Genomic DNA, 21,463 nt, shown 5'->3' on the forward strand with positions numbered 1-21,463 from the left:
TGAAGGCCGGCACGCCTGCGCGCGCCGCGGCATGCGCTGCGCACAGCGCGAGCATCACTGCCCACGGACTGACGATTGCCGCGAGCGCACTCCAGCGCAGGCCGAGCGACAGCAGCAGCGCGCAGCCGCCATAGGTCCCGATCCGGCTGTCGCGCATGATCTCGAGCTTACGTTCGCGCGTCCGGCCGCCACCGAGTCCGTCAGCGGTATCGGCAAGGCCGTCTTCGTGCAGCGCGCCGGTGATGAAGATGGTCGTGCCCAGCGCGAGCAGGGCGGCCGTTGTCGGCGTCAATCCCAGCTTGCTCGCGACCGCATAGACCGCGCCGCCTGCAAGACCGACCACCAGCCCGGCCACAGGCAGCGCCCAGGTTGCGCGCGCGACGGCGCCGTCCTCGACCGGCTTCGACGATGCCACCGGCACGATCGTGACGAAGGATGCTGCGATCCTGAGATCGGCAATAACGTCCCGTAAGAATCCGGCGCGCGGCATCATTTCAGCTTCATCGGCAAGCCGGCGACGACGAACTCGACCTCGTCGGCGACCGCCGCGATGATCTGGTTCATGATCCCGGCGGCATCGCGAAAGCTGCGCGCCAGCGCATTGTCGGGCACGATGCCGAGGCCGACTTCATTGGTGACAAAGACGACGGGGCTCTTCTGGCCGCCCAGGAAGGCGGCGAGTTTCATAACCTCGTGTTCCCAGTCACGCTCCGCATGCATCATGTTGGAGAGCCACAAGGTCAGGCAGTCCACGAGCCTTGGGCCGCCGCCGTCGGTTGCGATCAGTTCCTGCAGAAGATCAAGTGGCACTTCCCGCTCGATCCAGTCGACGGCCTTGCGCTTGGCACGATGCTTTGCGATGCGCGCTTCCATCTCGGCATCGAGCGCCTCGGCAGTGGCGATGTAGACGGGCTGGCCCGGAAAGCTGCGCGCGCGCGCCTCGGCCCGGGCGCTCTTGCCCGATCGCGCTCCGCCCGTGATCAAGATGACCGCCATGAAACCCTCCTGTCGGCCAGCACTAATCACCAAACGCGGCCAAAGACAAAGCCGAAATCAGTCAGTCAGGGGCTTGCGCTCGGCCGCCGTCTTGCGCAACAGGGGCGGGGTGAGACGGGAGACGTGCGTGGGGTTTGCGGGCGCGATGGTGGTGGCGATGGCGGTGGATGCCCTGTTGGGCTGGCCGTCGTGGCTGTTCGCGCGCATCGGCCATCCCGTGACCTGGCTGGGCCGGCTGATCGCGGCTATCGACGCCGCCTGGAATCGCGCGTCCGACCCGCCGGCATTTCGCCGCGCCGCGGGCATTGCCGGCGCGCTCGCGGTCATTGCGCTCTCCGTTTTGCTTGGTTGGGTGCTTCAGTCCCTGCTTCCGTCGGGCTGGATCCAGATCGTGCTGGTGGGTGTCCTGGCGTGGCCGCTGGTCGCACTGCGCTCGCTGTATGATCATGTCGCGGCCGTCGCAAAGCCTTTGCTGAATGGCGACATTGCTGCCGCACGCGTCGCGGTCTCGCGCATCGTCGGCCGTGATCCCAAGGCGCTCGATGAAGCCGGCATCGCGCGCGCGGCAATCGAGAGTCTCGCGGAGAACGCGTCCGACGGCATCGTGGCACCCGTGTTCTGGGGTGCGCTGTTCGGCTTGCCGGGCATCGTCGGCTACAAGGCGATCAACACGCTCGACTCCATGATCGGACATCGCAGCGAACGTCACGAAGCCTTCGGCTGGGCTGCAGCGCGGATCGACGACGTCGCCAATTTCATTCCGGCGCGCCTGACCGGCTTTCTTTTCGTGCTTCTGGCGCCGCGGCGATCTGAGGCGCTGTCGTGCATGACGCGGGATGCACGCCGTCACCGTTCGCCCAACGCCGGCTGGCCGGAAGCGGCGATGGCCGGTGCGCTCGGTGTGCGGCTCAGCGGCCCGCGCATCTATCACGGCAGCATCACCAACGAGCCCTGGCTCAACGAAGGCGGTCGCGATCCGCTCGCCGCCGACATCGGTGAGGGACTGATGCTCTACCGTCGCGCCATGTTGCTGCTTGCCGGAATGCTTGCGATCCTCGCCTTCGCGTGAAAGAAAAGGACATGCGCGAGCACGGTGGAAATCTCGATCTGGCCCAGCGGCGTTTCGGTGGGCGCGCGGAAGACTGGATCGATCTGTCGACCGGGATCAACCGGCTGCCTTATCCGGTGGGCGAGGTGAGCTCGCGCGCGTGGAGCGCGCTGCCGTCGCGTGCCGAGATCGAGGCCCTGCATCAGGCGGCCCGGCATGCCTATCGCACGAGCGCGGCGCTCGTCGCGATGGGCGGAGCGCAGGCCGCCATTCAACTGCTGCCACAGCTGACGCCACGCGGCCGCGCGCGCATCCTGGCGCCAACCTATAATGAGTATGCAGGGGTGCTGTCGGCTGCGGGCTGGGATGTCCAGGAGGTCGGGGAGCTCGACGCGCTGGCAGGCGCGGATCTCGCGGTTATCGTCAATCCCAACAATCCCGATGGCCGGTGTTTTGCGCCAAAGGATTTGCTGGCGCTGCTGCCACGCGTCGGTCGACTCGTCATCGACGAGAGTTTTGCCGACGCCGTTCCGCAGCTGTCGCTAGCCCCCGAAGCGGATCGGCCGGGACTGCTGGTCCTGCGCTCGTTCGGAAAGTTTTATGGTCTTGCCGGCCTGAGGCTTGGGTTCGCGATCGGTAATGCGGCCGAGATCGCCAGGCTCGCGACGGCGTCGGGTCCATGGCCGGTCTCTGGAGCAGCGATCGCAATCGGCTGTCGCGCATTGCGTGACGACGCCTGGGCCAAGGGCACGTCAGAGCGGCTCGCACGCGACTGTGTCCGCCTCGACGACATGGCGCGAGCGCAGAGTTGGGTGCTGGTTGGCGGCACGCCGCTGTTTCGTCTCTACGAGACGGCTGACGCGCTTGCCGCCCAGGAGAGGTTGGCGCGCGGCCAGATCTGGTCGCGCGTCTTTGCGCAGAAGCCAACATGGCTACGCCTTGGGCTTCCGGGCAGTGAATCCGAATGGGCACGCCTCGCCGAAGTGCTAACGCGCTAGCGCGAGCAGGCCTTCGACGTCGAGATGGGTTTCGATGTGATCGGCGAGCGCATCGAGCGCGCTCTCGACCCTCGCGTGATAGGGCTCGTCGCCGGCGGTAATGTCGAGCTTTGCCAAAAATACCTTGCGGAAATCATCCGACGTGAACAGGCCGTGCAAATAGCTGCCCTGCACACGGCCATCGATCGAGATCGCGCCTTCCGGCTCGCCGTTCAGTCTCGCAAACGGGCGGACGCGGTCCGGCCCGTCGGTTCGGCCGATGTGGATTTCGTAGGCCTCGATCGGCTGATCCGTGGCGGCATGCACGGCCGTAACACGCGTCAGCGTTTTCTGCGGGCTCATCACCGTCGCGACATCCAGAAGGCCGAGGCCCGGCGTGTCGCCCGCAGGACCTTCGATCCCGTCGGGGTCGGCGACGCTCTGCCCGAGCATCTGATAGCCGCCGCAGAGGCCGAGCACGTGGCCGCCCCTGCGGTGATGCGCCAGGAGATCGATGTCCCAGCCCTGTGCGCGCAGGAAGGCGAGATCGCCGTGCGTGGACTTGGAGCCGGGGATGATGACGAGGCGCACGTCGCCGGGGATAGCTTCGCCGGGACGCACCATCACGAGATCGACGCTCGGCTCGAGCTTGAGCGGATCGAGATCGTCGAAATTGGCGATCCGCGACAGCGCAAGGCATGCGATCTTGCACTGGCCCGGCTTTCGCGCGTCACTCAGACCCAGCGCGTCCTCGGCCGGCAGCTCGCCCGCGCGTGCGAACCAGGGTAGCACGCCAAAGCCGCGCCAGGCAGTTTTCGCTTCGATCAGCCTGTAGCCGTGGTCGAACAGCGTGGGATCGCCGCGGAACTTGTTGATGACAAAACCCCGGATCATCGCGGCATCGTCGGGGTCGATCACCGTCTTGATACCGACGAGCTGTGCGATGACGCCGCCACGGTCGATGTCGCCGACGAGCACGACGGGTACATCGGCCTTGCGCGCAAAACCCATATTGGCGATGTCGGCTTTGCGTAAGTTCACCTCGGCCGGACTGCCGGCGCCTTCGACCAGCACGAGATCGGCGCGCGCCTTCAGCCGCTCAAAACTCTCCAGCACCGCGCCCATCAGCGAAGGCTTCAGTGTCGCATATTCGCGCGCACGCGTGGTCGTGACGCGCTTTCCCTGAACGATCACCTGCGCGCCGACATCGGTCTCGGGCTTCAGGAGCACCGGGTTCATATCGGTGTGCGGCTCGACGCCGGCGGCGAGCGCCTGCAGCGCTTGGGCGCGGCCGATCTCGCCGCCGTCGACGGTGACGGCCGCGTTGTTCGACATGTTCTGTGGCTTGAAGGGGAGCACGCGCAGGCCGCGGCGCGTAAATGCGCGCGCAAGGCCGGCGACGAGGAGCGACTTGCCCACGTCCGAGCCGGCCCCCTGGATCATCAATGCGCGCGCCATGGCCAGCGTCTTCAGAACTCGACGCCGGCTTGCGCCTTGATGCCGGAGCGGAAGGGGTGCTTGACCAGTGTCATCTCGGTGACGAGATCAGCGATCTCGATCAACTCGTCCTTTGCGTTGCGCCCGGTGAGGACGACATGCGTCATCGGTGGCTTCTGTGTCTTGAGGAAATCGACGACCTCCGCGATATCGAGATAGTCGTAGCGGAGCGCGATGTTGATCTCGTCGAGCACGACCATGCGCAAGTTGGAATCTGATATCAGCTCCTTGGCCTTTTCCCAGCCGGCGCGTGCGGCGGCGATGTCGCGGGCGCGGTCCTGCGTCTCCCAGGTGAAACCTTCGCCCATCGCATGGAACTGGCAGAGATCGCCGAAATGGCCGGTCAGCAGACGCCGTTCGCCGGTATCCCAGGCACCCTTGATGAACTGCACGACTGCGCAGGGGAAGCCATGGGCGACACAGCGAACGATCATGCCGAAGGCCGAGGAGGACTTGCCCTTGCCGGCGCCGGTGTGGACGATGATGAGGCCCTTCTCGCCGCTCTTGGTTGCCATGATCTTGTCGCGGGCGACCTTGATCTTCGCCATTTTCGCATTGTGCCGGGCGTCGGTGTCCTCGGCCGTTTGGGTATCCGGTTCAGATGTCATCGGACGGCTCCTTCGGCTTGACAAGTGGCGGCGGGGGGCAAATGGTGGCCCGGCGCAGGTTCCTGTCCTATGACAGGCGAAGAGGGAATGCGATAGGGTTCGAATCGGCAAGATTTGAGTCCAAAACGCAGCCGCCCCCGCGACCGTGACCGGAGAGATGCCCGAAACCACTGATCCCCTAGGGGATCGGGAAGGCGGGGATCGAAGGGCAAAGCCCTGCTCCGCAAGCCGGGAGACCTGCCTGCGCGGACGATTCTGGACCGGCGGACGGGGTGTTCCGCGACGGGGAAACGGGCCTCACATACCAGGGTCCGTGTGCCTCATCGCCTCCCGCTCATTATCCTGGAAGAGGCGATGACCGTCACACTTCACGTCTGCATCACCTGCCGTGCCGGTGAGACGCTTAGCGAGGGCGAGGCGACGCCCGGCAAGCGCCTGCATGGTGCGATCCTCGATGCCGGCGTGCCCGACGGCGTCAATGTGGTTCCCGTTGAATGCCTCTCGGCATGCAGCCAGGGCTGCTCGGTCGCGCTCAGCGCGCCCGGCCGTTGGTCCTATGTCTACGGCCGCCTGTCGGATGCGAACGCGCGCGACGTGGTCGCCGGCGCTGCGGCCTATGCGGCGGCGCCCGACGGCCTCGTGCCATGGCGCAGCCGTCCCGAGATCTTTCGCAAGCAGTCGCTTGCCCGCATTCCCCCCCATTGCCGTCGTGCCGGAGGCCGCTGAATGAACTCGCTCGCAAAAGTCCCGGTCACGGTGGTTACGGGTTTTCTCGGGTCCGGCAAGACGACGCTGATCCAGCATCTGCTCGCCAATGCCAATGGCAAGAAGCTCGCGGTGCTCGTCAACGAGTTCGGCAGCGAGGGCGTCGACGGCGAGATCCTGAAATCCTGCGCCGATGCGAATTGCCCCGAGGAGAACATCGTCGAGCTCGCCAATGGCTGCATCTGCTGCACCGTCGCGGACGATTTCATTCCGACCATGGAGCAATTGCTGGCGCGGCCCGTAAAGCCCGATCACATCCTGATCGAGACGTCGGGCCTGGCGCTGCCAAAGCCGCTGCTCAAGGCGTTCGACTGGCCGGAGATCCGTTCGCGCATCACGGTTGATGGCGTGATCGCGCTCGCCGACGCCGAGGCCGTGGCCGCCGGCCGCTTCGCGCCGGATCCGGATGCGGTCGAAGCGCAGCGCGCGGCGGACGAGAATCTCGATCACGAGACGCCGCTCTCGGAAGTGTTCGAGGACCAGATTGCCTGCGCGGACATCGTGCTGTTGACGAAGGCGGATCTTGCGGGAAGCGTGGGCATTGAAGCTGCCAAGGCGGCGATCGCCGCCGAGATGCCGCGCCGCGTGCCGATGCTGCCCATCACGGACGGTGCGATCGATGCGCGCGTCATCCTTGGTCTCGGGGCTGCCGCCGAGAATGATCTCGCCGCGCGTCCCTCGCATCATGACGGCGAGGAAGAGCACGAGCACGACGATTTTGCTTCTGTCGTGATCGACCTTCCTGAGGTTACCGACATCGAAACGTTGGTCGCGTCGGTCCAGCGTCTGGCGCGCGAGCAGAACGTGCTGCGCGCCAAAGGCTATATCGCGGTCGCGGGCAAGCCGATGCGCCTGCTGCTGCAAGCGGTTGGTGAACGCGTGCGCCACCAGTTCGACAAGCCCTGGGGGGCAGGTATCAGGCAATCAAAACTCGTCGTGATCGGCGAGCACGGCGATATCGACGAGGCCGCGATCAGGGCGGGATTTGGTCTTTTGGGATCTGGGATCTGATGCACGTCGTCTTCCGCGAGAGTCGCGGGCTCGAAGAGACCGCGACGCCAAGGGACATCGGTCAGGACCCGGCCGACCTCGTGATACTCTCGTATTCGGACTCCGATCTGGCTGCGTTCGCGGCCGGCTGGCGCCGCGGCCGCGACAGCCTGCCGTCACTGCGGCTCGCCAATCTCGCGGAGCTGCGTCATCCGCTTTCGGTCGACACCTATATTGAGCGCACCCTTGCGCAGGCGCGTGGCATCCTGGTGCGCCTGATCGGCGGTGAGTCCTATTGGTCGTATGGGCTCGCAGCCCTGCAGCAACTCGCGAAGGACCGCAACATCGTGCTCGCCGTACTGCCGGCCGATGGCCGCGACGACACGCGGCTCGACGCGTACTCGACCTTGCCGGTCTCGACGCTGCGGCGGCTCAAGGTGCTCTGTGACACCGGCGGTCCGGTCGCGGCGCAAGCGGCGATCGCACAGCTTGCGCTCGCCTCCGGCCTCTATGCCGGTCCGGTCGTTGGTGAGATGATCGTGCCCGAGATGGGGTTTTACGATTCCGAGCGCGGCGTCGTCGCTGCGCCCAAGGACGGCGAGGGCAGGCCGCGTGCGCTCGTGACCTTCTATCGCTCCTATCTCACCGCCGCGGACACCGGTCCGGTCGATGCCCTGATCGCCGCGCTGCGCGAGAAGGGCTTTGATGCGTATGGCGTGTTCGTTACGTCGCTGAAGGCCGCGGGCGTTGCGGATTGGCTGCGTGATCATCTGACGAAGCATCCTCCCGCCGCGATCGTCAATGCGACGGCATTCTCCGCGATCGTGGACGACGGTACGACGCCGTTCGATGCCGCATCGTGTCCGGTGTTCCAGGTCGCGCTTTCGACCGCGCGGCGCGAGGACTGGGCGGAGTCGCTGCGGGGCCTGTCGCCCGGCGACCTCGCGATGCATGTGGTGCTGCCCGAGGTTGACGGCCGCCTGTTCGCGGGCGTGGTGAGTTTCAAATTGGCAGCACAGCGCGATCCCGATCTGCAATTTTCGCATCTTGCGCACGGGCCCGATGAGGAACGCGTGAAGGCTGTCGCCGCGCGTGTCGCGGCCTGGCGGATACTTGCAGAGAAGCCGGCCGCCGAGAAGCGGCTGGCGATCGTGCTCTCGAATTATCCGGGGCGCCCGCACCAGATCGCGCATGCGGTCGGTCTCGATGCTCTGGCTTCGGTCGAGGCATTGTTGTCCGATTTTGCGGAGGCTGGCCTCGATGTTGTGCCAGTCCAGGCGCTCGGCGAGACGCTGCTCAAGCGGCAATTGACCTGGAGTGTCGCCGATTACCGCGCAGCGCTTGTGCGCCTTCCGCAGGTCTTGCAGGACGATCTCGCCCAAGCCTGGGGTGCGCCGGAGAGTGATCTGAGCTGCCGCGATGGCGCTTTCCATTTCGCCGCGATCCAATGTGGCCAGTCCATCATCGCGGTTCAGCCGGAGCGCGGCGATGTGATCACGCGCGATTCCGATTATCACGATCTCGCCCGGACGCCGCGCCACGTCTATGTCGCGTTCTATCTCTGGCTCCGCGGGCAGGGCTGCGATGCCGTCGTGCACATGGGTGCACACGGTACGCTGGAGTGGCTGCCCGGAAAATCCGTCGCGCTGTCGTCAAGCTGCTGGCCGGAAGCCCTGATCGGCGATCTGCCCGTCATCTATCCCTTCATCGTCAACGATCCCGGCGAGGCTGCGCAGGCCAAGCGGCGCTTAGGTGCCGTCACAATCGGCCATCTGCCCCCGCCGCTTGCGGCGTCCGCTGTGCCGGAGGGCATGCGCCGGCTCGAACGGCTGCTCGACGAATATTCGACCGCCGATGGTCTCGACCCCGCCCGACGCCAGCGGCTGATTGCTGCGATCCGCGACGAGGCGCGTGCGGCGGGCCTCGAGGATGATCTTGGTCTGGATGCATCCGCCGCGCCGGCCGAAGCGATCCCGCGGATCGATCGTTTCGTCTGCGATCTCAAGGAGAGTCAGTTCGGCGATGGCCTGCATGTGTTCGGCCGCGGCGCCTGCGGCGAAGCGGAGCGTGACGCGCTGCGTGCCGCGCTTGCGGGGCAACGCGTTGCGCCGGGACCGTCGGGCTCGCCCTATCGCGGGCGTCAGGACGTGTTGCCGACCGGGCGCAATCTCTTCGCCGTCGATCCGCGCGCCGTGCCGACGCCGTCGGCGCATGCGCAAGGCGTCAAGCTCGCGGAAGAGCTGCTCCGTCGTCACTTGCAGGACCACGGCGATTGGCCGAAGGGGCTGGTGGTCGATCTCTGGGGCTCGGCGACGATGCGCACCGCGGGCGAGGAATTTGCGATGGCGCTGCATCTGGCCGGCCTTGCACCGCGCTGGGATCACGCCTCCGGCCGCGTGACCGGCTACGACATCACCGCGCCGGCTGAGCTCGGCCGTCCCCGTGTCGACGTGACGCTGCGCGTGTCGGGCCTGTTCCGTGATGTTTTTTCCGGCCTTGCGCAATTGTTCGAAGCCGCCGCCGAGGCGCTCGCAGCGCGTGAGGACGAAGGCGACGAGAATCCGTATCGCCACCGCGCGTCCCGCGTGTTCGCACCGCGCCCCGGACAATACGGCGTGGGCCTCTCTGCGATCCCGGATGCCTTCACGCCGGAAACGCGCGACGCTGCGGGCGAAGCCTGGTTGGCGGCATCGTCCTGGGCGTTCTCGGCCGATGGCGAGATCAAGCCCGATCGCGCCGGCATTGAGTCGCGGCTCGCGTCGGCCGATGCCTTCGTCCATGTCCAGGATTTGCCGGAGACCGATCTTCTGCTCGCCGCCGACTATGCCGCGCATGAAGCCGGCATTGCCGCGGCCGCAGCGCATCTCGGTGCTGCTGGACCATCGCTCTATCACCTCGACACAACGCGTCCCGACCAGCCGCATGCGCGCACGCTGACCGAGGAAATATCGCGGGTCGTCCGCGCGCGCGGGGCCAACCCCGCCTGGATCGCCGGCATGATACGCCACGGTTTTCGCGGGGCCGCCGAGATCACCGCGACGCTCGAACACATGGCCGCGTTCGCCCATCTCGCGGATGCCGTGCCGCCGCATCTGTTCGACCTCTACTACGATGCGACGCTCGGCAATGACGACGTCCGCGCCTTCATGGCACGCGAAAATCCGGCCGCGCTCGCCGCGATGGAGACCTGTTTCACGCGCCTGCATGAGGCCTCACTCTGGCGAACGCGTCGCAATTCGATCGCGGCCGCGCTGCGGGAGGCGTCATGAGCGCTTGCATGGTCAAGGGCTGGTGTCCCGGCGCGCTGCGTCCGATGCAATCGGGCGACGGGCTCGTGGTCCGCGTGCGTCCGTTCGGTGGACGTCTCGAAGCAAGCCAGATTGCCGGCCTTGCCGAACTCGCCGGACGCTACGGCAACGGTCTCATCGATGTGACGAGCCGCGCGAACCTCCAGATCCGGGGTGTCGACGAACAGGGCCATCCGGCTCTGCTCGACGGTCTTGCGCGGCTGCGGCTGCTCGACCCCGACGCTGACATCGAGGCGCGGCGCAACATCCTGGTCACGCCGTTCTGGAACTCCGGTGATGAGACGCAAGCGCTCGCCGGCGAACTCGAAGAGGCGCTTGCCGACAGCGCACTTCCGCTTCCCACCAAGTTCGGTTTCGCCATCGATGACGGACGGTCGCGCGTGCTGGCCGGCGATTCCGCCGATGTGCGCATCGAGCGCGATCATGGCGGCCGTCTCTTGGTGCGGGCCGATGGCGCAAGACTCGGCCGCTCCGTCGCGCGCGGAGAGGCCGTGAGCACGGCGCTTGCGCTCGCGAGCTGGTTCATCATCTCCGGCGGCGTCAAAGGCGGGCGAGGGCGCATGGCAGCACACATCGCAGCAGGTGCGGAATTGCCGGTCTCGTTGAGCGGCGAGACCGAGCCTGCGCCGGTGATGGCGGCGTCGCGGCCCGGGCACTATCGGCAAGGCGCGATGGTCGGCGTCGCGTTCGGGCAGATGCCTCATACCACGCTGCATCAGCTCGCCGGCTGCGGACATGCACTGCGGATGACGCCATGGCGGATGGTTTTGAGCGAGGGCAAGCGCGAGATGTCGAGCGCGGCAGGCCTCATCACCGAGCCTTATGACCCGGCGTTGCGCGTCATAGCCTGTAGTGGCGCACCGCGCTGCCGCGAGGCGCATGCCGACACGCGCGCGCTGGCGGCGGCGCTCGCGCCGCGCATCGCAGCCGATACACGGCTTCACGTCTCCGGCTGCGCCAAGGGCTGCGCCCGTTCCGGCGCCTCGGCGGTGACGCTGGTGGCGACCAGCGCCGGCTTCGATCTCGTCCGCGACGGCACGACGCGCGATGAGCCGGTCCTGCGCGGGTTAAACGGCGCTGACATCGTCAGCGATCCCTCTATTCTGGTCGGAGGGAACTGATGCCGCATCTTTATGAGACCGATGGTGCGGCGATCTACCGGCAATCCTTTGCGACCATCCGGGCCGAGGCGGATCTTGCCCGCTTCACGCCTGACGAGGAGCAGGTCGTGGTGCGGATGATCCACGCTGCCGGCATGGTCGGCCTGGAGGCGCATATCCGCTTCACGCCCGGGATGGCGACCGCTGCGCGTGCGGCCTTGCAGAAGGGCGCGCCGATCCTGTGCGACGCGCGCATGGTCTCGGAAGGAATTACGCGCGCGAGACTTCCCGCGGCCAACGCCGTCATCTGCACGCTTGGCGACGCGGCCGTTCCCGCGCTCGCGCAATCGATGCGCAACACGCGCTCGGCTGCGGCGCTGGAGTTGTGGCGGCCGCATCTCGATGGTGCGATCGTTGCGATCGGCAACGCGCCGACCGCGCTGTTTCATCTCCTCAACATGCTGGAGGACCGGAACTGCCCGCGGCCCGCGGCCATCATCGGCTGTCCCGTCGGCTTCGTCGGCGCGGCGGAATCCAAGGCCGCGCTGATGGCCGATCCGCCGGTGCCGGCGCTGACGGTCGAGGGCCGCCTCGGCGGCTCCGCGATCACGGTCGCCGCCGTGAATGCGCTGGCGAGCCGGAGCGAATAGACATGGGACGCATTATCTGTTGCGGCCTCGGCCCCGGTGATCCTGACCTGATGAGCGTGCGCGCGGACCGGACGGTGCGCGGTGCGAAGCATGTCGCCTACTTCCGCAAGAAGGGCAGGCCGGGTCAGGCGCGGCGCATCGTCGAGGGCATGCTCGCTGCCGACGTCACCGAATATCCCATGGAATATCCTGTTACGACGGAGATCGCCTTCGACAGCCGAGAATACGTCCAGCTGCTGGCCGGTTTCTACGATGAATGGGCGGAGCGCCTGGCGCGGCTGGCGCGCGCGGTCGACGTTGTCGTGCTCTGCGAGGGCGATCCTTACTTCTACGGCTCGTTCATGCATCTGCACATGCGCCTGCAGCGCCGTGTCGAGATCGAGGTGATCGCCGGCATTCCCGGCATGGTCGGCTGCTGGAATGGCGTCGGCGAGCCGATCGCGCTCGGCGACGATGTGACGACGGTGCTGATGGGCACGCTGACCGAGGACGAGCTCGAACGGCGCATGCGGGATTCCGATGCGCTCGTCATCATGAAGACCGGACGCAATCTCGCAAAAGTGCGCCGCGCGCTCGCATCCGCCGGCCGGCTGGATGACGCCTGGCTGGTCGAGCGCGGCACCATGCCGGGCGAGCGCGTGGTGCGTCTCGCTGATATCGATGCCGCCGACTGTCCTTATTTCGCGATCGTGCTGGTGCACGGCAAGGGCCGGCATCTGGACGCCGCCGAATGACGGGCACGCTGACCATCGCGGGCCTCGGGCCGGGCAGCGATGCGCTGGTGACGCCGGAGGTTTCCGCCGCGCTTGCCTCCGCGACCGACATTTTGGGATACGCGCCCTACGTTGCGCGCGTGCCGCCGCGACCGGGGCTCAAGCTGCATCCCTCGGACAATCGCGAAGAGCTGCAGCGTGCGAGCGAGGCCCTGCGGCTTGCCGCCGAAGGCGGTCAGGTCGTCGTCGTCTCCTCCGGCGACCCCGGCGTCTTCGCGATGGCCTCCGCCGTGTTCGAGGCGCTCGAACAGGCGCCGCAATGGCGGGAGCTGCCGATCCGCGTGCTGCCGGGCATCACCGCGATGCTGGCGGCGGCCGCGCGTGCCGGCGCGCCGCTCGGCCATGATTTTTGCGCGATCAACCTCTCCGACAATCTCAAACCATGGGCGATGATCGAGAAGCGCCTGCGGCTCGCCGCGGAAGCCGATTTTTCGATCGCAATGTACAATCCCCGTTCGGCGAGCAGGCCGGAGGGTTTTGGGCGCGCGCTCGCGGTGCTGAGAGACGCCGGTTGTGGCGAGCGTCTCGTGATCTTCGCGCGCGCGATCAGTGCCGCTGACGAGAGGATTGAAACAGTGGCGCTGAACGAAGCGACACCCGAGATGGCCGACATGCGCACGCTGGTGATCGTCGGCAACTCGCAGACACGCCGGGTCGGCCGTTGGGTCTACGCGCCGAGGCAGGTCCGATGACCGAGCCACTGCATGATCTCGGCCACGCTCTCGACCCGCAACCGTTCGGGCCGTCGCGGCCGCGAGATCATGATCACGGGCAGGCCGAGCATGCGGGCCGCGTCGATCTTGGCGCGCGCGCCGTCGCCGCCGGAATTGCGGGCGACGATCCACGTAATGCCGCGCCTGCGCATCATCTCAAGCTCACCGTCAAGCGTGAACGGCCCGCGCGACACGATCACATCTGCGGAGAAGAGCAGCGGCGTTTCGGGCGGATCGACGAAACGCAGCGTGTAGGTATGCTGCGGCTTCGCCGCGAACGGCGCGATGTGCTGGCGGCCGATGGCGAGGAAGACTTTTGCCGGCGCCTCCGGCAGCACTGCCACCGCGGCGTTGACATCAGGAATTTCGATCCAGTTGTCGCCGGGTGCCCTGGTCCAGGGGGCGCGTTCGAGCGCGATCAGCGGCGTGCCGGTTTCCGCGCAGGCATCAACGGCGTTACGACTCATCTCGGCAGCGAAAGGGTGCGTCGCGTCGATCACATGCGTGATGGCTTCGCGGCGAATGTAGTCGGCAAGCCCGCTCACGCCGCCGAAGCCGCCGATGCGGGTCGGCAGCGGCTGATCGGCAGGCGCACGGGTGCGTCCGCCATACGAATAGATGGCGTCCTGCCCGGCGCGCGCGATCTCCGCAGCGAGCAAGCTCGCATCGGCGGTTCCGCCCAAAATGAGCGCGCGCGTCATGGCTGATCCCTGGCTGACCATCATCGGTATCGGCGAAGATGGCCTTGCCGGGCTGTCCGAGGCAAGTCGAAAGGCGCTTGACGATGCCGAAACTGTCTTCGGCGGCGAACGCCATCTCGCGCTTGCCGGCGTGACCGGGCGCGGTCGCCCATGGCCGGTGCCGTTCGACGCCGACGTCGTGCTGAGCTGCCGTGGCCGGCCGACCGCGGTGCTCGCCTCCGGCGATCCATTCTGGCACGGCGCCGGCGCAAGCCTCGCCGATAAACTCGGTGCCGGCGAGTGGACCGCGCATTCGGCGCCGTCGACATTCTCGCTGGCCGCCGCACGGCTCGGCTGGCGCCTCGAATCCGTCGCATGCCTTGGGCTTCACGCCGCGCCGTTCGAGCGCCTCGTGCCGCATCTGGCGCGAGGTGCGCGCATCATTTGCCTTGTGCGAGACGCGAAGGCGGCCAGTGATATCGCGAAATGGCTGACAGAGCGCGGATGGGGCGCCTCGGCATTCTGGGCTCTCACCGCGCTTGGCGGGCCGCGCGAAAGCATCAGGGAATATCGCGCCGATAGTTTTGCGGGTGATCTCGCTGGAAACCTGGTCACGGTGGCGGTTGAGGCAAAGGGCACACAGGGCATTCCCCGCAGCACGGGACTTTCAGACGATCTCTTCGTTCATGACGGCCAGATCACCAAGCGGCCGGTGCGCGCGCTCGCGCTTTCGGCGCTGGCGCCGCGTCCCGGCGAACGGTTATGGGATATCGGTGCCGGCTCGGGGTCGATCTCGGTCGAATGGGCGTTGTGCGGCGGGATGGCGACCGCTATCGAGACACGTGAGGATCGCGCTGCGAACATCCACAGCAATGCCGCGGCGTTCGGACTGTCGCATCGGATCACGGTTATCGCGGCGAATGCGCCCGAAGCTCTCGCTGCGCTGGACGCGCCGGATGCCGTCTTCATCGGCGGCGGCCTCGACATCGCGATGTTCGATGCCATCTGGTCGCGGCTTTCGCCGGGGACGCGGCTCGTCGCGCACGCGGTGACGCTGGAAACGGAAGCGCTGCTTGGCGAGCTGCATCAGCGCCACGGCGGCGAGTTGATGCGGGCCGAGATTGCTCATGTGGGCCCGCTCGGCCGCTACCGGTCCTGGGAGGCGGCACGGCCTGTGGTGCAATGGAGCGTGGTCCGATGATGGTTGCCGGACTCGGATTCAAGCGGGATGTCACGCTGGCTTCGCTGCGCGAGGCGCTCCTGGCGGCCGGCGGTTCCGAAGGCCTCTCGGCGGTGGCGACTGTCAGCGACAAGGCCGATGCGGAGGTGCTGAAGCAGCTCGCGCGCGAATGCGGTGTGCCGATCAGGGCTGTTCCGGCCGAAATGCTGGCCAGTATCGACACGCCGACGCAGTCGGCGCTCATTGCGGAAAAGTTCGGAACGGGATCAGTCGCCGAAGCCTCGGCCCTCGCGGCAGCCGGTCCTCGTGCGCGATTGATTGCGACGCGCGCGGTCTCGCGGGATCACACCGCGACCGCGGCGATCGCGGAAGGAGACGGCGCATGACGGTGCATTTCATCGGTGCAGGGCCGGGGGCTCCCGACTTGCTGACGCTGCGTGGTCGTGACCTGATCGCAGCCTGTCCGGTCTGCCTCTATGCCGGCTCGCTGGTGCCCGAGGGCGTGCTGGCGCATTGCCCGCCCGGCGCGCGCATCGTCAACACCGCGCCGCTCTCGCTCGACGAGATCGTCGCGGAGATCGCTGCCGCACACTCGGAGGGCAAAGACATCGCCCGCCTGCATTCCGGCGATCTCTCGATCTGGTCGGCGATGGGCGAGCAACTCCGCCGCCTCCGCGCGCTCGGCATTCCCACTACGGTGACGCCTGGCGTCCCGTCCTTTTCGGCCGCCGCGGCCGCGCTGGAGGCCGAGTTGACGCTGCCCGGCCTCGCCCAGACGGTGGTGCTGACGCGCACGCCGGGCCGCGCCAGCGCGATGCCCGAGGGCGAGAAGCTCGCCGCATTCGCCGCAACCGGAGCAGTGCTTGCTATCCATCTGTCGATCCATCTGCTCGACAAGGTCGTCGCCGATCTCACGCCGCATTACGGCGCGGACTGCCCGGTTGCGATCGTCTGGCGTGCGAGCTGGCCGGACCAGCGCATCGTCCGTGCGACGCTTGCAACGCTCGATGCTGCCGTTGGCGCCGAGATGGAGCGCACTGCGCTGATCCTGGTCGGCAGGACACTCGGCTCGGCAGATTTTGACGAGAGCCGCCTCTATGCCGCCGACTACGATCGCCGCTATCGGCCGGTCGGCGCCGAGCCGCGCTTTCCAGAGGTGTCGTGATGGCGGCAGGCCTCGTCATCTCCGCGCCGGCCTCCGGCGTCGGCAAGACCACGCTGACGCTGGCGCTCGCACGGGCCTGGCGCAATCGCGGCTTGAACGTGCAGTGCTTCAAGAGCGGGCCTGACTACATCGATCCCGCCTTCCATGCTGCCGCCACGGGACGCGCTTCCGTCAATGTCGATAGCTGGGCCATGGATCGCGCGACGATCGCGCATCTTGTCAGCCGCGGCACTGACGCCGATGTCGTGCTCGCCGAGGGCTCGATGGGCCTGTTCGACGGTGTCGCTGCGCGCGGTGTCTCCGGCACCGGCGCCACAGCCGATATCGCGGAGATGCTGGGCTGGCCGGTGCTGTTGGTGATCGATCCATCCGGACAGGCGCAGACGGCGGCTGCCATCGCTACTGGTCTTCGTGATTACCGCGCCGGCGTACGTCTTGCGGGCGTCGTGCTCAATCGCGTTGCCAGCCCGCGCCACGAAGATCTCGTGCGGCGTGCGCTCAACGAGGCCGGCATCGCCGTGTTCGGCGCATTGCCGCGCCATGCTGAGATCAGCCTGCCGAAGCGACATCTCGGCCTGGTGCAGGCCGAGGAGCAGGTCGAGATTGGAAAATTGATCGACGAGGCCGCGCGCTTCGTGGCCGAGCATGTCGATCTCGATGCGGTGCTGCGGTCGGCCGCCGCCTGGTCGCCGCAACCTGCCGCGAACGGCCTCAACGTGACGCCGCCCGGCCAGCGCATTGCGCTTGCCCGCGATGCGGCATTCTCGTTCGTCTATCCGCATATGCTGGAAGCCTGGCGCGCGGCTGGCGCCGAGATCTCGACATTCTCGCCACTTGCCGATGAAGGTCCTGATCCGAGTGCCGATGTCTGCTGGTTGCCCGGCGGCTATCCCGAGCTTCATGCCGGGAAGATCGCGGCCAATGCGCGCTTTCGCAGCGGCCTGACTGCCTTCGCCGAAACGCGACCAGTGCACGGCGAATGCGGAGGCTATATGGTGCTAGGGGCCGCCTTGACCGACGCCGATGGTGTCCGCCATGAGATGACAGGCCTGCTCGGACTGGAGACGAGCTTTGCCAAGCGCCGCATGCATCTGGGCTATCGTCTCGCAGCGCTCGCCGCGCCGATGCCGGGGCATCAGGTGGGCGCGCGCCTGCGCGGCCACGAATTCCACTATTCGACGATCGTCGCGCAGCCAGATACGCCCCTGGCGGTCGTGCATGACGCAACGGGTGCCGTCATCGCCGAGACCGGCTCGCGGCGCGGCCATGCCACCGGCACGTTCTTCCATCTGATCGCGGAGGACCGGTGAGCGGTTTTGTCACTTTCGTTTCCGCCGGCCCCGGCGACCCCGAGCTTCTCACGCTCAAAGGTGCCGCGCGGCTGCGCGAGGCAGACGTCGTGCTCTATGACGACCTTGCTTCGGGCGCGATCCTCGACCTCGCCCGGCCCGGCGCCAATCTCGTCGCGGTTGGGAAACGGGCAGGGCGGCCCTCGACGAAACAGCACCACGTCAACCGCCTCCTGGTCGACTATGCCGCGACCGGCGTGCGAGTTGTGCGGCTGAAGTCGGGCGACGCCGGCATTTTCGGCCGGCTCGAGGAGGAGCTTGAAACGCTGCGCGATGCCGGCATCGGCTACGAGATCATTCCCGGCGTGACCTCGGCCTGCGTCGCCGCCGCGCAAGCCGGCATTCCCCTGACCCGGCGCCACACCTCGCGCCGGGTGCAGTTCGTCACCGGGGCCGACGTCACCGGCGAACTGCCGCCCAACCTGAACTGGGCGGCGCTGGCTGATCCCGAAGCGACGACCGTGGTCTATATGGGCCGGCGCACCTTCCCGGCCCTTGCCGCAAGATTGATCGAACATGGCCTCGCCTCGGATACGCCGGCGCTGTTCGCCGAATCCCTCGGGCGGCCCGACGAGCGTCTGGTGCGCACTACGATCGCCGAGCTCGCCGAGCAGCTTGCGCGCGGCGGTGCTGCTTCCACGGCCGCCGTGATCCTGTTCGGTGCGCTCGCGGGGGACTATCCGTCATGATGACGCTCTCCGTGATAGGCATCGGCTGCGGCGATCCCGGGCAGCTCACGCGCGCCGCGATCCGCACCATCAACGACGCTGATCTCGTCCTGATCCCGCGCAAGGGAGCGGCAAAGTCTGATCTCGCGGACTTACGGCGGTCGATCTGCGCGGAGGTGCTTGCAAACGAGAAGACGCGCATCGCCGAGTTCGATCTTCCCGTGCGCGATGCGGACGAGGCGGATTACCGCAAGGGCGTGGACGATTGGCACGATGCCGTCGCTGCGACCTGGTCGCGGACGATCGCCAGCCACCTCGCAGGCGACGGCAAGGTCGCGCTGCTGATCTGGGGCGATCCCTCGCTCTACGACTCCTCGCTGCGCATCGCACGGCGGCTCAATCCTTCGCCGAAGATCGAGGTCGTGCCCGGCATCACCTCGATCCAGGCGCTGTGCGCGGCGCATGCGCTGCCGCTCAACGATATCGGCGAACCGTTCCTGGTCACGACCGGACGCCGCTTGCGGGAGGGCGGCTGGCCGCAAGGTGTCGATACCGTCGTGGTGATGCTCGACGGCGGCACGGCGTTCCAGTCGCTCGATCCTGCGGGGCTCCACATCTGGTGGGGCGCCTATCTCGGTATGCCCGACCAGATCGTCATGTCGGGCGCGCTGGCCGAGACCGGCTCGCGCATCGTCGCTGTGCGGCAAGCGGCGCGAGAGCGGCACGGCTGGATCATGGACAGCTACATTCTCAAGCGCAGGCCGTGAGGCAAGCGAGGCATCATGCTCCCTGAATGGGTCTACCGGAAATGCCCAGAGATCTCCGCGGTCCACCGCGAGGCGGCGGTCGCGCGGCAGGCGCAGCTGACGAAGCCGGCCGGCGCGCTTGGCCGGCTCGAGCAGCTCGCAATCGAGCTTGCGGGCCTGCAGGCGACCGAGCAGCCTCGTGCCGCGCGGGTGCCGATCGTCATCTTCGCCGGTGATCACGGCATCGTTGCACAGGGCGTGTCGGCTTATCCGCAAGCCGTGACCATCGCGATGATGGCGAACTTCGCGTCGGGCGGCGCCGCGATCTCGGTGCTGGCGCGCGATCTTGGCTCAAACCTGGAGGTCGTCGACGCCGGCACGCTGGCGCAGGAAGAGATGGCGGGCATCGTCACCGACAAGCCGCGCAGCAGTACGCGCGATTTCAGTGTCGAAGCTGCGCTCACGCCGGAGGAGCTGGCGTTTGCCTTCGAGGCCGGCCAGCGCGCCGTTGCGCGGACGGAGGCAGGTCAGCCCGATCTCCTGATCTTCGGCGAGATGGGCATCGGCAACACCACGACCTCGGCGGCGATAGCGGCGAGCCTGCTTGGCGTGAGCGCCGAGGAGATCGCTGGCAGTGGCACCGGCGTTGATGCGGCCGGCCGCGCGCACAAGGTGCGCGTGATCGATGCTGCGATCGCGTGCCATGGCGTTGCGGGTGCGACGCCCGAAAAGATCCTGTGCAGCGTCGGTGGCCTCGAAATCGCGGCGATCTGCGGCGCGATCATCGCGGCCGCACAGCGCCGCATCCCTGTATTGATCGACGGCTTCATCGTGTCGGTCGCGGCGCTGGCAGCAGTGCGCCTCAACCCGACGTGCCAGCCATTCCTGCTGGCCTCGCATCAATCGGCGGAGCAGGGGCATCAGCTGGTGCTGCGCGCGCTGAACGTGCAGCCGCTGATCAGCCTCGATCTCAGGCTCGGCGAGGGATCGGGCGCCGCCATCGCGCTGCCGCTGGTGCGATTGGCATGCAGCCTCCACAACGGCATGGCGACGTTTGCGCAGGCCAATGTGCCGGATCGCCCTAGCTGATCAGGTTCAGGCTGAGCGCTGATTGACGGAGACGACGCGCCAGCCGGCCGCAAGCCGGTCGATCCGGGTCAGCGAAAGCGGATCGATCACGAAACGCAGGGCCGCTTGTGGCGCAAGATCCAGCGCGATGCACAGTGCTGCGCGGATCGTGCCGGAATGCACCACGAGAGTCGCAGGTCCCGTTCCGATCCGCGACAGACCCTGCCGAACGCGCGCAACCTGATCCTCAAAATTTTCACCGCCCGGGGGCCTTGCGCGCGCCGGATCATTCCAGAACTGCGCGTAAGTCTCGCCGCCGCTCGCGGCGAGCTCGTCATGGCGATGGCCGGTCCAGTTGCCAAAATCCTGCTCGCGGAATTCGCTGACCAACTCCGGCTCGAGTCCCAGCGCGCGGGCCGTCTCGACCGTACGCCGTGACGGGCTGGCATAGCTCGCGGCATCCCGCGGCAGGCGCTGCCGCAGCGCCCCCAATTGCGCGCGATCGCCGAGATCGGCCGGCGCGTCCGACGCATGGATGGTCCCCGTCACGCCTTCGACGGGCGCATGCCGTATCAGCCAGAGGAAGGTCTCGCCTTCCATGCTCATCTCCAAGGAAGCTGGTCGCTGTGACAATAACGCCGCAACACGTACATTGACTCCGTCTTGATGGTAATCCTAGATGGCCTTGACGGTTTCCCCATCAGGGAATGAAAAGGGAATGCGGTGCGGGGACGTTGTCCTCAATGCCGTAGCTGCCCCCGCAACTGTAAGCGGTGAATCCTTCGTCAGAAGCCACTGGGTCCTCGGTCCCGGGAAGGCGACGAAGCGGTCACGACCCGCGAGCCAGGAGACCTGCCGTCAGCCGTGGTCACACGCGAAGATGTCGGTCGGGGAGTACAGACATTCGGCTTCATCGAAGGCCTGAAAAGCCGGGGATGAGACCTCGTTCGCTGTGACGTGCCACTGACGTCATACCGAGGTCCCGAACCGTGTTTTCCATTCGTGTTGTACGACCGTGCCGCTTGCTGCTCGCCTCTACCGCTCTCACGTCGTTTGTTGCCGCCGATTTGCCTGCCGCGCTGGCGCAGCAAGTCCGCGAACACCTGCCGCCCGTTGAAGTCTCGCCCGCTCAACCGCGGAAGCAGGCCAAGCCGGCCGGCCGCGACGCGCAGAGCGCACGCC

21 protein-coding genes, 1 pseudogene and 2 riboswitches are annotated in these 21,463 nt (G+C 67.1%); of the genes and pseudogenes, 16 read left to right on the forward strand and 6 right to left on the reverse strand.

The window, feature by feature from the left end; genetic code table 11:
* Window positions 1-493: adenosylcobinamide-GDP ribazoletransferase (locus AC629_RS41580; protein ID WP_143199864.1), on the reverse strand; the 493-nt coding region annotated here is incomplete at its 3' end.
* A complete protein-coding gene (cobU, locus tag AC629_RS41585; RefSeq protein WP_074119717.1) occupies window positions 490-996 on the reverse strand; it encodes a bifunctional adenosylcobinamide kinase/adenosylcobinamide-phosphate guanylyltransferase in 507 nt (168 codons plus the stop codon). The genes cobU and AC629_RS41580, both read right to left, overlap by 4 nt.
* A 127-nt stretch (window positions 997-1,123) precedes the next feature.
* On the opposite strand from cobU, the gene cbiB reads away from it, so the two are divergent.
* Together cbiB and cobD are read left to right on the forward strand one after the other, a co-directional pair.
* Window positions 1,124-2,065, forward strand: coding sequence for an adenosylcobinamide-phosphate synthase CbiB (cbiB, locus tag AC629_RS41590; protein WP_084810458.1), 942 nt, complete (start codon window positions 1,124-1,126; stop codon window positions 2,063-2,065).
* An 11-nt stretch (window positions 2,066-2,076) separates the two neighbouring features.
* Window positions 2,077-3,042 (forward strand): threonine-phosphate decarboxylase CobD, encoded by a 966-nt coding sequence (cobD, locus tag AC629_RS41595; RefSeq protein ID WP_084810459.1) that lies wholly within the window; start codon window positions 2,077-2,079, stop codon window positions 3,040-3,042.
* Here cobD and AC629_RS41600 read toward each other — a convergent pair.
* Window positions 3,031-4,479 (reverse strand): cobyric acid synthase, encoded by a 1,449-nt coding sequence (locus AC629_RS41600; protein ID WP_084810441.1) that lies wholly within the window; start codon window positions 4,477-4,479, stop codon window positions 3,031-3,033. The two genes, cobD and AC629_RS41600, sit on opposite strands and share 12 nt — an antisense overlap.
* An 11-nt stretch (window positions 4,480-4,490) precedes the next feature.
* Window positions 4,491-5,126, reverse strand: coding sequence for a cob(I)yrinic acid a,c-diamide adenosyltransferase (gene cobO, locus AC629_RS41605; protein ID WP_084810442.1), 636 nt, complete (start codon window positions 5,124-5,126; stop codon window positions 4,491-4,493).
* A gap of 39 nt (window positions 5,127-5,165) precedes the next feature.
* Window positions 5,166-5,385, forward strand: a riboswitch (cobalamin riboswitch).
* Window positions 5,386-5,480: 95 nt separating this feature from the next.
* Between cobO and AC629_RS41610 the strand changes: the two are divergent.
* The 7 genes and pseudogenes from AC629_RS41610 (at window position 5,481) to cobJ (ending at window position 13,404) form a co-directional block, all read left to right on the forward strand.
* Window positions 5,481-5,856 (forward strand): annotated as a pseudogene (locus tag AC629_RS41610) (DUF1636 family protein).
* Window positions 5,853-6,902 (forward strand): cobalamin biosynthesis protein CobW, encoded by a 1,050-nt coding sequence (gene cobW / locus AC629_RS41615; RefSeq protein WP_084810443.1) that lies wholly within the window; start codon window positions 5,853-5,855, stop codon window positions 6,900-6,902. The pseudogene AC629_RS41610 and the gene cobW overlap by 4 nt, the downstream one beginning before the upstream one ends.
* On the forward strand, window positions 6,902-10,150 hold the full coding sequence (gene cobN, locus AC629_RS41620; protein ID WP_084810444.1) for a cobaltochelatase subunit CobN: 3,249 nt from the start codon (window positions 6,902-6,904) through the stop codon (window positions 10,148-10,150). Before cobW ends, cobN begins: the two co-directional genes overlap by 1 nt.
* A complete protein-coding gene (cobG, locus tag AC629_RS41625; RefSeq protein WP_084810445.1) occupies window positions 10,147-11,310 on the forward strand; it encodes a precorrin-3B synthase in 1,164 nt (387 codons plus the stop codon). Before cobN ends, cobG begins: the two co-directional genes overlap by 4 nt.
* A complete protein-coding gene (locus AC629_RS41630; protein WP_084810446.1) occupies window positions 11,310-11,939 on the forward strand; it encodes a precorrin-8X methylmutase in 630 nt (209 codons plus the stop codon). The genes cobG and AC629_RS41630 overlap by 1 nt, the downstream gene beginning before the upstream one ends.
* A gap of 2 nt (window positions 11,940-11,941) precedes the next feature.
* A complete protein-coding gene (locus AC629_RS41635; RefSeq protein ID WP_084810447.1) occupies window positions 11,942-12,673 on the forward strand; it encodes a precorrin-2 C(20)-methyltransferase in 732 nt (243 codons plus the stop codon).
* Entirely contained in the window at window positions 12,670-13,404 is a 735-nt protein-coding gene (gene cobJ / locus AC629_RS41640; RefSeq protein ID WP_084810448.1) for a precorrin-3B C(17)-methyltransferase, read from the forward strand. Before AC629_RS41635 ends, cobJ begins: the two co-directional genes overlap by 4 nt.
* On the opposite strand, the gene AC629_RS41645 is transcribed toward cobJ, so the two are convergent.
* Window positions 13,380-14,126 (reverse strand): cobalt-precorrin-6A reductase, encoded by a 747-nt coding sequence (locus AC629_RS41645; RefSeq protein WP_084810449.1) that lies wholly within the window; start codon window positions 14,124-14,126, stop codon window positions 13,380-13,382. The two genes, cobJ and AC629_RS41645, sit on opposite strands and share 25 nt — an antisense overlap.
* Between AC629_RS41645 and cbiE the strand changes: the two genes are divergently transcribed.
* Genes cbiE through cobT form a run of 7 tightly spaced genes read left to right on the forward strand, consistent with a single transcriptional unit; the run spans window position 14,125 to window position 20,302 of the window.
* Window positions 14,125-15,306 (forward strand): precorrin-6y C5,15-methyltransferase (decarboxylating) subunit CbiE, encoded by a 1,182-nt coding sequence (gene cbiE, locus AC629_RS41650; RefSeq protein WP_084810450.1) that lies wholly within the window; start codon window positions 14,125-14,127, stop codon window positions 15,304-15,306. The two genes, AC629_RS41645 and cbiE, sit on opposite strands and share 2 nt — an antisense overlap.
* Window positions 15,303-15,671, forward strand: coding sequence for a cobalamin biosynthesis protein (locus AC629_RS41655; protein WP_084810451.1), 369 nt, complete (start codon window positions 15,303-15,305; stop codon window positions 15,669-15,671). Before cbiE ends, AC629_RS41655 begins: the two co-directional genes overlap by 4 nt.
* Window positions 15,668-16,450 (forward strand): precorrin-4 C(11)-methyltransferase, encoded by a 783-nt coding sequence (gene cobM / locus AC629_RS41660; protein ID WP_084810452.1) that lies wholly within the window; start codon window positions 15,668-15,670, stop codon window positions 16,448-16,450. Before AC629_RS41655 ends, cobM begins: the two co-directional genes overlap by 4 nt.
* Window positions 16,450-17,760: a cobyrinic acid a,c-diamide synthase CobB gene (locus tag AC629_RS41665; RefSeq protein ID WP_084810453.1), complete on the forward strand. Its 1,311-nt coding sequence runs from the start codon at window positions 16,450-16,452 to the stop codon at window positions 17,758-17,760. The genes cobM and AC629_RS41665 overlap by 1 nt, the downstream gene beginning before the upstream one ends.
* The gene (gene cobA, locus AC629_RS41670; RefSeq protein WP_084810454.1) at window positions 17,757-18,488 is read left to right on the forward strand and encodes a uroporphyrinogen-III C-methyltransferase; all 732 of its coding nucleotides are present in this window, start codon (window positions 17,757-17,759) and stop codon (window positions 18,486-18,488) included. The genes AC629_RS41665 and cobA overlap by 4 nt, the downstream gene beginning before the upstream one ends.
* Window positions 18,485-19,234, forward strand: a complete 750-nt coding sequence (cobF, locus tag AC629_RS41675; RefSeq protein WP_084810455.1) for a precorrin-6A synthase (deacetylating) — start codon at window positions 18,485-18,487, stop codon at window positions 19,232-19,234. Before cobA ends, cobF begins: the two co-directional genes overlap by 4 nt.
* 15 nt (window positions 19,235-19,249) lie before the next feature.
* Window positions 19,250-20,302 (forward strand): nicotinate-nucleotide--dimethylbenzimidazole phosphoribosyltransferase, encoded by a 1,053-nt coding sequence (gene cobT / locus AC629_RS41680; protein ID WP_084810456.1) that lies wholly within the window; start codon window positions 19,250-19,252, stop codon window positions 20,300-20,302.
* A 6-nt stretch (window positions 20,303-20,308) separates the two neighbouring features.
* Here the strand turns inward: cobT and AC629_RS41685 are convergent, their stop codons facing one another.
* Window positions 20,309-20,881, reverse strand: coding sequence for a histidine phosphatase family protein (locus AC629_RS41685; RefSeq protein WP_084810457.1), 573 nt, complete (start codon window positions 20,879-20,881; stop codon window positions 20,309-20,311).
* Between the two features lie 72 nt (window positions 20,882-20,953).
* Window positions 20,954-21,155, forward strand: a riboswitch (cobalamin riboswitch).
* Window positions 21,156-21,463: the final 308 nt, after the last annotated feature.

Origin of the sequence: Bradyrhizobium sp. NAS80.1, assembly GCF_001908205.1 — a bacterium.
Taxonomy (GTDB): domain Bacteria; phylum Pseudomonadota; class Alphaproteobacteria; order Rhizobiales; family Xanthobacteraceae; genus Bradyrhizobium.

Bases quoted from the DNA above. Each gene is read 5' to 3' on its own strand.
- cobU (WP_074119717.1), bottom strand. From the start codon at position 996: ATGGCGGTCATCTTGATCACGGGCGGAGCGCGATCGGGCAAGAGCGCC.
- cobD (WP_084810459.1), top strand. From the start codon at position 2,077: ATGCGCGAGCACGGTGGAAATCTCGATCTGGCCCAGCGGCGTTTCGGT.
- AC629_RS41600 (WP_084810441.1), bottom strand. From the start codon at position 4,479: ATGGCGCGCGCATTGATGATCCAGGGGGCCGGCTCGGACGTGGGCAAG.
- cobO (WP_084810442.1), bottom strand. From the start codon at position 5,126: ATGACATCTGAACCGGATACCCAAACGGCCGAGGACACCGACGCCCGG.
- cobW (WP_084810443.1), top strand. From the start codon at position 5,853: ATGAACTCGCTCGCAAAAGTCCCGGTCACGGTGGTTACGGGTTTTCTC.
- cobN (WP_084810444.1), top strand. From the start codon at position 6,902: ATGCACGTCGTCTTCCGCGAGAGTCGCGGGCTCGAAGAGACCGCGACG.
- cobG (WP_084810445.1), top strand. From the start codon at position 10,147: ATGAGCGCTTGCATGGTCAAGGGCTGGTGTCCCGGCGCGCTGCGTCCG.
- AC629_RS41630 (WP_084810446.1), top strand. From the start codon at position 11,310: ATGCCGCATCTTTATGAGACCGATGGTGCGGCGATCTACCGGCAATCC.
- AC629_RS41635 (WP_084810447.1), top strand. From the start codon at position 11,942: ATGGGACGCATTATCTGTTGCGGCCTCGGCCCCGGTGATCCTGACCTG.
- cobJ (WP_084810448.1), top strand. From the start codon at position 12,670: ATGACGGGCACGCTGACCATCGCGGGCCTCGGGCCGGGCAGCGATGCG.
- cbiE (WP_084810450.1), top strand. From the start codon at position 14,125: ATGGCTGATCCCTGGCTGACCATCATCGGTATCGGCGAAGATGGCCTT.
- AC629_RS41645 (WP_084810449.1), bottom strand. From the start codon at position 14,126: ATGACGCGCGCGCTCATTTTGGGCGGAACCGCCGATGCGAGCTTGCTC.
- AC629_RS41655 (WP_084810451.1), top strand. From the start codon at position 15,303: ATGATGGTTGCCGGACTCGGATTCAAGCGGGATGTCACGCTGGCTTCG.
- cobM (WP_084810452.1), top strand. From the start codon at position 15,668: ATGACGGTGCATTTCATCGGTGCAGGGCCGGGGGCTCCCGACTTGCTG.
- AC629_RS41665 (WP_084810453.1), top strand. From the start codon at position 16,450: ATGGCGGCAGGCCTCGTCATCTCCGCGCCGGCCTCCGGCGTCGGCAAG.
- cobF (WP_084810455.1), top strand. From the start codon at position 18,485: ATGATGACGCTCTCCGTGATAGGCATCGGCTGCGGCGATCCCGGGCAG.
- cobT (WP_084810456.1), top strand. From the start codon at position 19,250: ATGCTCCCTGAATGGGTCTACCGGAAATGCCCAGAGATCTCCGCGGTC.
- AC629_RS41685 (WP_084810457.1), bottom strand. From the start codon at position 20,881: ATGGAAGGCGAGACCTTCCTCTGGCTGATACGGCATGCGCCCGTCGAA.